The 9,478-nt window shown below is 66.1% G+C and carries 8 protein-coding genes; 7 read left to right on the top strand and 1 reads right to left on the bottom strand.

Annotated features, from left to right (window positions below; all coding sequences use genetic code 11):
* The first annotated feature begins 27 nt into the window (after positions 1 to 27).
* From pyk to AC3B6C_RS21940, 7 genes are all read left to right on the top strand, one after another.
* Positions 28 to 1,452: a pyruvate kinase gene (gene pyk / locus AC3B6C_RS21970; RefSeq protein WP_010842340.1), complete on the top strand. Its 1,425-nt coding sequence runs from the start codon at positions 28 to 30 to the stop codon at positions 1,450 to 1,452.
* A gap of 65 nt (positions 1,453 to 1,517) precedes the next feature.
* Positions 1,518 to 2,396, top strand: a complete 879-nt coding sequence (locus tag AC3B6C_RS21965) for an acyl-CoA thioesterase (protein ID WP_010842341.1) — start codon at positions 1,518 to 1,520, stop codon at positions 2,394 to 2,396.
* Between the two features lie 24 nt (positions 2,397 to 2,420).
* Entirely contained in the window at positions 2,421 to 2,930 is a 510-nt protein-coding gene (locus AC3B6C_RS21960; protein WP_488374151.1) for a hypothetical protein, read from the top strand.
* Between the two features lie 217 nt (positions 2,931 to 3,147).
* A complete protein-coding gene (locus AC3B6C_RS21955) occupies positions 3,148 to 5,133 on the top strand; it encodes an ABC transporter ATP-binding protein/permease (RefSeq protein WP_488374150.1) in 1,986 nt (661 codons plus the stop codon).
* A gap of 108 nt (positions 5,134 to 5,241) precedes the next feature.
* Complete coding sequence (locus tag AC3B6C_RS21950) at positions 5,242 to 7,071, top strand: AMP-dependent synthetase/ligase (RefSeq protein WP_488374147.1); 1,830 nt, start codon at positions 5,242 to 5,244, stop codon at positions 7,069 to 7,071.
* A 55-nt stretch (positions 7,072 to 7,126) separates the two neighbouring features.
* The gene (locus AC3B6C_RS21945) at positions 7,127 to 7,597 is read left to right on the top strand and encodes a DUF6325 family protein (protein WP_488374146.1); all 471 of its coding nucleotides are present in this window, start codon (positions 7,127 to 7,129) and stop codon (positions 7,595 to 7,597) included.
* 42 nt (positions 7,598 to 7,639) lie between these two features.
* Complete coding sequence (locus AC3B6C_RS21940; RefSeq protein ID WP_010842346.1) at positions 7,640 to 7,948, top strand: SHOCT domain-containing protein; 309 nt, start codon at positions 7,640 to 7,642, stop codon at positions 7,946 to 7,948.
* Positions 7,949 to 8,068: 120 nt separating this feature from the next.
* Here the strand turns inward: AC3B6C_RS21940 and AC3B6C_RS21935 are convergent, their stop codons facing one another.
* Positions 8,069 to 9,118, bottom strand: a complete 1,050-nt coding sequence (locus tag AC3B6C_RS21935; protein WP_488374144.1) for an IS110 family RNA-guided transposase — start codon at positions 9,116 to 9,118, stop codon at positions 8,069 to 8,071.
* Positions 9,119 to 9,478 lie beyond the last annotated feature (360 nt).

Genomic DNA, 9,478 nt, shown 5'->3' with positions numbered 1-9,478 from the left:
ACGGCTGATGAGGACTAAGGTGTTCTTGTGACACGCCGAACCAAGATTGTTTGCACGCTGGGCCCGGCCACCGCGAGTGATGAGCGTTTGAAAGAGCTTGTCGAGAGCGGTATGGACGTGGCTCGGATGAATTTCAGCCACGGTACGCATGAGGATCATGCGGCCGTTTATGCGCGCGTTCGTAAGGCTTCGGACACCACGGAGAAGGCGGTCGGTGTTCTGGCCGATCTGCAGGGTCCGAAGATCCGTCTGGGCCGTTTCGATGGCTGTGATGGGTCGACGGTGTGGGAGACCGGTGAACAGGTACGTATCACCGTCGAGGATGTCGTGGGCGAGCACGACCGGGTCTCCACCACGTACAAGCAACTCGCCGAGGACGCGAGCCCGGGAGATCGTCTGCTGGTCGATGACGGCAAGGTCGGTCTGGCCGTGTCTGCGGTCGAGGGCAACGATGTCGTGTGCACGGTGACCGAGGGCGGGCCGGTCAGCAACAACAAGGGCCTGTCGCTTCCGGGGATGAGCGTGTCGGTGCCGGCGATGTCGGAAAAGGACATCGCTGATCTGGAGTTCGCGTTGGAGCTCGGGGTCGACATGGTGGCGCTGTCGTTCGTGCGTAGTCCCTCGGACATCGAGTTGGTCCATGAGGTGATGGACCGGGTGGGTCGTCGGGTGCCGGTGATCGCGAAGCTGGAGAAGCCGGAGGCGATCGAGAATCTCGAGGCGATCGTTCTGGCGTTCGACGCGATCATGGTGGCTCGTGGTGATCTGGGGGTGGAGTTGCCGCTGGAGCAGGTGCCGTTGGTGCAGAAGCGGGCGATTCAGATGGCTCGGGAGAACGCCAAGCCCGTGATCGTGGCGACGCAGATGCTCGACTCGATGATCGAGAACTCGCGTCCGACGCGGGCGGAGGCCTCCGACGTGGCCAACGCGGTCCTCGACGGTGCGGATGCGGTGATGCTCTCGGGGGAGACCTCGGTGGGTAAGTACCCGTTGGAGACGGTTCGGACGATGGACCGGATCTGCCGCGCGGTCGAGGGCGGTCCTCGTGATGTGCCGCCGTTGTCGCATGTGCCACGCACCAAGCGGGGTGTCATCTCGTATGCGGCGCGTGACATCGGTGAGCGTCTTGAGGTGAAGGCGCTGGTGGCCTTCACCCAGTCCGGCGACACCGTGCGCCGGCTGGCTCGTCTGCACTCGCGGTTGCCGTTGCTGGCCTTCACCCCGACGCAGGCGGTGCGCAGTCAGCTCGCGCTGAGCTGGGGTACCGAGACGTTCATCGTCGACCACGTCGACACGACGGACCACATGATCGACCAGGTCGACCATCAGCTGCTCCGCATCGGGCGGCTCAGCGAGGGTGATGTGGTGGTGATCGTCGCCGGTGCTCCGCCCGGCACGGTGGGTTCGACCAACCTCATCCACGTACACCGGATCGGCGAGCAGGACCACTGACCTCGTCCGCTCGGAGTTCGGGGCGGTGCACGATGCCGCGTCGGTCGGGTTCTAGGGTGTGAGGCATGACCGTGGAACAGGCCGGAGATCTCGGGAAACTGCTCGCGTTGCTCGACGTCGAACGTCAGGGTGACGACCTGTTCATCGGGCACCACCCCGAGCAGGTCACCGCCCGGACGTTCGGCGGTCAGCTGCTCGGACAAGGCGTTGTCGCGGCGGCGCGGAGCCTGACCCGGGGCAATCCGCCCATCCACGCCCTGCATGCACATTTCATCCGTGGCGGGGACGTCACCGCGCCGATGGAGTACCACGTCGATCGCTTCCGCGACGGCAGGTCGTTCGCCAACCGGCAGGTGACCGCCAAGCAGGGCGGCGAAGAGATCTTCACGATGCTGGTCGCGTTCCAGGACAACACCTCCGGGCTCGAACATGCGGTGGAGATCCCGAACGTGCCCTATCCGGAGGAGTTGCCTACTCTCGGAGAGCATTTCAAGGGTTACGAAGACCGCATCGCGACGTTCGTGAATGCGTTGCATCCCATCGACATCCGCTTCGCCAACGACCCGAGCTGGAAGGCCAAGGACGCGGGGGAGAAGCTGACCGACAACCGGGTGTGGATGAAGGCCGACGGCACGATGCCCGACGACCCCGTGATGCACGTCGCGGCAATGTGTTACGCCTCCGACACCACGGTGCTGGATTCGATCATCACCACCCACGGCCTCTCGTGGGGCATGGACCGGCTGTTCGCGGCGACCGTGAATCATTCGATGTGGTTCCACCGCGAGTTCCGGTTCGACGACTGGCTGCTCTACGCGACGCGGTCGCCGGTCGCGACCGGGTCACGCGGAATGGGCTCGGGCCGATTCTGGATGCGCGACGGCACTCTCGCGACATCGGTCGTGCAGGAAGCGCTCATCAAGTACTTCCCGCCCAAGAAATGACCGCGCCGGTCTGCGGGGGAGCTGATGGATCGCGAACGGGGTGAGTCGGTGACACCGGGGTACGGCCCCGCCCACGAGATGTGGCTCGACCCCGGCCCGCCGCTTCCCCGGCGGACGTGGCAGCGGCGCACCAGGGTCCCGGTCATCGTCGCGACCTCGATCGCGATGGTCGGGTTCGCGGTGGTCGTAATCGCCGCCGTCATCGCGGGTCTCCTGACGACGCCGGAGTTCACCGCCAAGGGCGGAGTGGTCGCCGACTGTGCGACAGAGGTCGCAGCGGTGCCGGGTGGGGGCACCCTTGCCCGTGGCGCCCGGGTCGTCATCTACGACGCCGCCGGCGGCGAGGTGGCGACCACCACGCTGTCGAGGTTCCTCCGCGGCGACGATGGTTGCCGGCTCACCTTCGAGGTGAGCGGTGTGGAGTACACCGACGCCGGCTATCTGGTCACCGTCGGCGACCCCGACGGCCGGTTCTCGGAGTCGATCTCGACCGCGGCCCTGCAGCAGGGCGCAGTGCTCCGGCCACTGGGCTGACGCCCGACTCGCCGGCGAAACCCGACAATCCACGCACTCGGCGGAGATGGCCGGTGCAACGTCGCCGTGGTTGCCCGGACACCGGGTGAACGGCGGGTTAAACTGCGCCGGATCATCATCGGAGTCACCGAACCCGTTGCGGCGGCCGGGACCTCGATGACATCGACCGGGGATGTCGACCCGGTCTCCGTCGGGACGTCCGTAGCGAGGAGTGTGCGTGGAGTACAGCATCGACTGGGGCAACGAGGTGTGGGCCAGTCTGAAATGGTTGGCCATCGCGTTCGCCATCTCGGCCGCGGTCATTCTCGTGATCGGCTACCTCCTGGCGAGGTTCAGCCAATGGGGCACCCCGCTGTGGCGGGTGATCGGCGGGTTCTTCACCGACCGGGAGACCAGGGTCAAGGCGTGGGGGTTGGTCGTCGCCCTCACTCTCTTGTCGCTGTTGGGAGTGCGCCTCAGCGTCCTCTTCAGCTATTGGAGCAACGATCTGTACACGTCTCTGCAGACCGCGGCCGAGGGTATCGCCGCGGGTGGGCCGCAGGGGGCAGAGATGCTCCGGATCGGTGAGGACGCATTCTGGCATTCGATGGCGATCTTCGGCATCCTCGCCGTGGTCCACGTCGTCCGTACGATGGTCGAGATCTACGTGGGTGCGGCTTTCGACATCCGCCTGCGCTACTGGCTGACCGAGGGTGCCACCGCAGACTGGATGGCCGGCCGCGCGTTCTACCGAAACCGTTTCGTGGACCTCAGCACAGGACTGTTGCGGCGCAGACGGTTCGGGCGCGGCAAGTCTGAACCCGCGCGGCGGGCCACTGACATCCACCCGGGCGTCGACAACCCCGATCAACGTATCGAAGCCGACATCACCAATCTGGCTTCCGTCGGCTCGTCGCTGTTCTGGGGCGGAGGCGGTGTGTCGACGAACGGGGTGCTACCCGCGTCTGCCTCGATCGTGTCGTTCGCGATCGTGCTGTGGGACCTGTCCGGTCCCGTCACCCTGTTCGGTGTCGAGATCCCGCGAATGATGATGTGGCTGGTGCTGGTCTACGTCCTCGTCGCCAGCGTGGTCGCATTCGCGATCGGACGCCCGCTGATCCGATTGAACTTCTGGCGCGAGCGACTCACCGCGAACTTCCGTTATGCACTCGTCCGTATCCGCGACGGCGCCGAGAACGTCGCGTTCTACAACGGCGAGCGCGTCGAACACACCAACCTCATGACCAGGTTCCGCGCGGTGGTCAAGAACTTCTGGCAGATCATCCACGTCCAGCTGGCGTTCGTCGGCTGGAACTTCAGCGCGTCGCAGCTGGCCGCGGTGTTCCCGTACCTCGTGCAGGCGCCGCGGTTCTTCGATGGTCAGATCAAGCTCGGTGACATGACCCAGACAGCATCCGCATTCGGTGAGATGCACGATGCGCTGTCGTTCTTCCGGAACTCGTACGACGACTTCACGGCCCTGCGCGCGTCGATCATCCGTCTCGACGGTCTGGCCGACGCCGACGCGCGCTCGCGGGTCATGCCGGAGGTGACGACCGTGGATCGTGAACGCGCCGTCGCGCTGTCCGATGTCGACGTCAAGACCCCCAGCGGCGACGACCTGATCACCGCGCTGAACCTGTCCCTCGCGCCCGGCGCGGCGCTCGTCGTCAAGGGACGGTCGGGCTCGGGGAAGACGACGCTGCTCCGCGGGCTCGCCGGGCTGTGGCCGTTCATCGACGGCGAGTTCGCCAGGCCGCCAGGTGAACACACGCTGTTCCTGTCCCAGATGCCCTACATCCCGCTGGGGGACCTGCGGACCGCGGTCGCCTATCCGGCCCTGCCCGACGACGTCGGTGACGAGGCCATCAAGGTCGCGCTCGAGAAGGTGTTCCTCCCGCATCTCGTCGGCCGGCTCCACGACGAGGAGGACTGGGCCAAGGTGCTCTCGCCGGGCGAGCAGCAGCGCGTCGCCTTCGCCAGAATCCTGCTGACACGACCACAGGCGGTGTTCATGGACGAGGCCACCTCGGCGGTCGACGAGGGTCTCGAGTACTCGCTCTACTCGCTGATCCGGTCGGAGTTGCCGGAGACGATCGTGGTATCGGTCAGCCATCGGAGCACCACCGATCAGCATCACACGGACCTGCTCGAACTCACCGGCGGCGGGGCCTGGAATCTCGAGTCGCTGACCAACGGTCCTTCGCTGGACAAACGGTCCTGATCTGGGTTTTTTGCCAAGCGGTTACCAATCGCCGGATCCGTGCATGACCCCTGCCTCCACTCGCTAATGTGACGTGCAACACATCACTTCGGCAAGTCGAGGACTCTCATGACCGCTGCAGAGACCATCACGTTTCCCCATCAGACCGGCGTCGCCGTCGCGACGCTACCCGCCGCGTTCCAGCAGACGGTCACCGTGCGACCGGACGCCGTCGCGCTCCGCACCGTCGGCGGGCTGCAGGAGATCACCTGGGCGGAGTACGCCCGCCGGGTCGAGGCCATCGCCGGTGGACTCGCGGCGTTGGGCGTCACACGCGGCGACACCATCGGGATCATGCTGACGAACCGTCCCGAGTTCCACCTGGTGGACGCCGCCGCACTCCATCTCGGGGCCGTCCCGTTCTCGATCTACAACACGAGTTCGCCCGAACAGGTCGAATACCTCTTCGGAAACGCGGAGAACGCGGTCGTCGTCACCGAGCAGGTGTTCCTGCCGGTGCTCACGGCCGCGGCGACGGCCGTGTCCACCACGGTCGTCGTCGACGGAGTGGCGACGGGCGCGATCTCACTCGCCGACGTCGAACAGACGCCGGCGCCGGAGGGCTTCGACTTCACCGCGTCGTGGCAGGCGGTCAAACCCGACGATCTGGCGACGCTGATCTACACCTCGGGCACCACCGGCCCACCCAAGGGCGTCGAGATCACCCATCGCAACATCGTCGCGGAGATGGCCGCGCTCGCCGAGATCGTCCAGGCGGGGTTCGACGACCGGGCCATCTCATACCTGCCCGCGGCGCACATCGCCGACCGCGTGTCCTCGCATGCGGCGAACATGATGCGCGGCATCCAGATCACGACCGTGCCCGATCCGCGCGAGATCGCCGCAGCGCTTCCCGACGTGCATCCCACCTTCTTCTTCGGGGTGCCGCGGGTGTGGCAGAAGATCCGCGCCGGCATCGAGGCGAAGCTGGCCGAGGAGTCCAGTCCGGTGAAGAAGGCACTCGCGGGCTGGGCGTTCCGCGCCGGGGCGTCGGCAGCCCAGGCCCGGATCGACGGCAAGGGATCGGGTGGCCTCGCCTACGGTCTCGCCGACCGTCTGGTGCTGCACAAGGTCCGTACCGCGTTGGGGCTGGACCAGGTCTCCTTCGCCGGTTCCGGCGCGGCCGCGATCCCGCCCGAGGTCCTGAGATTCTTCCTGGGCCTGGGCATTCCGGTCCTCGAGGTGTGGGGGATGTCGGAGACCACCGGCGTCTCGACGATGACGACCAACGACAATCTGCGGATCGGCACCGTCGGCACCCCGGTGCGTGGCGTGGAGGTGAGGCTCGCCGACGACGGTGAGCTCCTCGTCCGTGGACCGGTGGTGATGCGTGGCTATCGCAAACAACCCGACAAGACCGCCGAGACCATCGATGCCGACGGGTGGTTGTCGACCGGCGACATCGCGACGATCGACGACGACGGAAACGTCACCATCGTCGACCGGAAGAAGGAACTCATGATCAATGAGTCCGGTAAGAACATGTCGCCCACCAATATCGAGAACGCGATGAAGGCGGCCTCGTCGCTGATCGGTCAGGTGGCCGCGATCGGCGACGCCCGGCCCTTCGTGTCGGCGCTCGTGGTGCTCGACCCGGATGCCGCGGACGCGCGCGCCAAGAAACTCGATCTGTCCGGCGGCGACCTGGCCGAATTGTCCAGCCACCCCGACGTGGTCGAGGAGGTGGCGGTGGCAATTCGTGCCGGGAATCGGTCACTGTCCCGCGTGGAACAGGTCAAGCGATTTACCATCGTGCCGACCGCCTGGGATCCCGGCGGCGACGAGCTCACCCCGACGATGAAGTTGCGCCGCAAGCCGATTGCGACAAAGTATGCGAACGAGATCGGTGAGCTGTACGAGGCGCAACCGGGACGGTCGGTGGTGGACCTGCGGTCGTGACCGGGGTCGATCGACGACGGTCTCACCGCCGGAACCAGACAGACGAGGAGAAGGAATGGACGACCAAGCAGGTGTCGACCAGACGGCAGATCGCGAACTCGGACCCATCGACTACATCGTGGTCGAGTGGACGGGCATGCAGCCGACCGGCGAGGCGCTTCCGCATCTGATCGATCTCATCGACCGAGGCGTCGTGCGGCTGATCGACATCGTCTTCATCACCAAGGACGCCGACGGCACCGTCGCCCGGCTCGAGATCAACTCGCTCGGAGCGGAGTTCGCGATCTTCGACGGGGCAGCGACCTCGCTGCTCGACGACTCGGACCTCGCGGAGGCGGCCACCGTCATCGATCCGGGCTCCAGCGCGGCCGTCCTCGTCTGGGAGAACGCGTGGGCCGCTCCGTTCGCCACCGCTGTCCGCAACGGCGGCGGACGACTCGTCGCGTCGGGCCGGATACCGGTGGATGCCCTGCTCGCACAGCTCGATCTGGTCGACGAGGCGACACCGGCCGCACCGACCGCGTAGCTCGCCGTCGACAACCGATCTGACACCTCGAAAGGACAGAACATGCCAGGACTTCTCCGCGGCGTCGCCCGTACCGCCGTCATCTCCGGTACCGCGACGGCGGTGAGCAATCGCGTGTCCCGACGCCAGGCGAGCAAGTGGGCGCAGCAAGGCGCCCAGGACCCTCGGTCACAGCAGCAGTACTCCCAACCGCAGTACTCCCAGCCGCCGCAGCAGCCACCCCAGCAGGCGCCCGCCCCGAGCCCCACGGACACGATCTCGGCGCTGAAGGAACTCGGGGCGCTTTATCAGCAGGGCATTCTCACCGAGGCCGAGTTCGCCGCCCAGAAGGCCAAGATCCTCGGTACCTGAGGCGCGCCCCTGCTCCCTGAGGTGGCGAGGAGCGTTGGCGACGAGCCACGAAGGGTCCTGGTGAGCAGCCGCTCGGGAACCCTTCGTGGCTCGCTTCGCTCGCACCTCATAGCTCCTATGTCAAGCGGCGTCTTGTTGTGGGGTTGTGCGGTTGTAGTGGTCGAGGGTGAGGTTGTTGTAGACGACGCGGGCCAGACGTCGTTTGAGGCAGCGCATGGCTTCGCGTTTGGTTTTGCCTTCGTCGCGTTTGCGTTGGTAGTAGGTGTGGCCGAGGGACTCGGGCATGCGGGCTTGAGTCAAAGCGATGCGGTGCAGGGCGGCGTTGAGCTGTCTGTTCCCTGAGCGGGTCAGGCGGTGGCGGCCGGGGTTGGCTGACCACACCGGCACGGGTGCGACACCGGCGTTCCGGGCGAAATGCGCCTCGGTACCGAAGCGAGTGATGCCGGCGGATTCGCCGAGTAGTTTCGCCGCGGTCAGTTCCGCGCAACCGGGCATCGCCAGCAGCGTCGGCACGGCGTCGCGCGCCAGGGTGGTGATCTCGCGGGTGACCTGTTTGATCTCGGCGGTCAACGCGATGATCGCGGCGACCTCGTTGCGGGCCAGTCGGGCATCGATCCCGGGGCGGTCGACCAGCCACGCCGCAAGGTTGTTCTGGTGTTTGTTCAGCGTCAACCCGCCCCGAGGAATGTGGTATTCGGGGTCGAGTTGATGCACCCGCCACAACACCCGGTTGATCTTCGACGTGCGGTCCCGCACAAGGGTTTCCCGATAGTCCACCAACGCCTTGGCCTCATAGGACACCTCATCGTGGGAGGCCACCGGCAGATCAGGTTCACGGGCGGCGGCCCGCGCCACAGCCAACGCGTCGATGGGATCGGACTTACCGCGTTCACGACCGGTGCGACGGTGTTCGGCCATCAACCGCGGGGTGACCCGCACGACCTTCTGGTGGGCGCCGAGTAGATCGCGTTCGAGGCGTGCGGACATATTGCGGCAGTCCTCGATGGCCCAGAGCAGTTCATGACCGAACCTATCGTGGGCCCAGCGCAGTGCCGTGAGATGACCGGCGGTCGTTGTGGCTACGACCGTGGATCCGAGTTTGCGGCCGACGTCATCGACGGCGACAAAAGTGTGGGAGCGCTTGTGAACATCAGCACCGATGACGATCATGGAGCTTGCCTTCCTGTCACAGGGTGGGCGGACAGTCGGGCCGGTCGGTGGACATACTTCAGTGGAGGGGCGCTGCCACGCTCCTATCAAGTCACGCCGGCCGGTCCGTCACACCAGATGTCGGCACGATGAGGCAACACCAACCCCGCAGGGGTGGCAGGGAGCAAGAGAGCCAAACACCTGGTGGACGAAACCCAATCACCACTCACGTGGCCCCACAACCCTGACACTGAAGGGAGCGAAAGGTGGCTCGCTTCGCTCGCACCTCAGTATCTGCGGCCTGGCGGCCGTCGTGGACCACGAAAGCCCCCCGCTCCCTGAGGAGCGAGCTTGCGAGCGTCACGAAGGGTTTCGCAGCCT

Source organism: Gordonia sp. 11cp (assembly GCF_057767225.1).
The sequence above is the reverse complement of the archived record's forward strand: the minus strand, read 5'-3'. Positions and strand labels throughout refer to the sequence as shown.

What these genes read in the sequence shown, in the direction of transcription:
- AC3B6C_RS21965 (WP_010842341.1), top strand. Translation starts at nt 1,518, where the DNA reads ATGACCGTGGAACAGGCCGGAGATCTCGGGAAACTGCTCGCGTTGCTC.
- AC3B6C_RS21960 (WP_488374151.1), top strand. Translation starts at nt 2,421, where the DNA reads ATGGATCGCGAACGGGGTGAGTCGGTGACACCGGGGTACGGCCCCGCC.
- AC3B6C_RS21950 (WP_488374147.1), top strand. Translation starts at nt 5,242, where the DNA reads ATGACCGCTGCAGAGACCATCACGTTTCCCCATCAGACCGGCGTCGCC.
- AC3B6C_RS21945 (WP_488374146.1), top strand. Translation starts at nt 7,127, where the DNA reads ATGGACGACCAAGCAGGTGTCGACCAGACGGCAGATCGCGAACTCGGA.
- AC3B6C_RS21940 (WP_010842346.1), top strand. Translation starts at nt 7,640, where the DNA reads ATGCCAGGACTTCTCCGCGGCGTCGCCCGTACCGCCGTCATCTCCGGT.
- AC3B6C_RS21935 (WP_488374144.1), bottom strand. Translation starts at nt 9,118, where the DNA reads ATGATCGTCATCGGTGCTGATGTTCACAAGCGCTCCCACACTTTTGTC.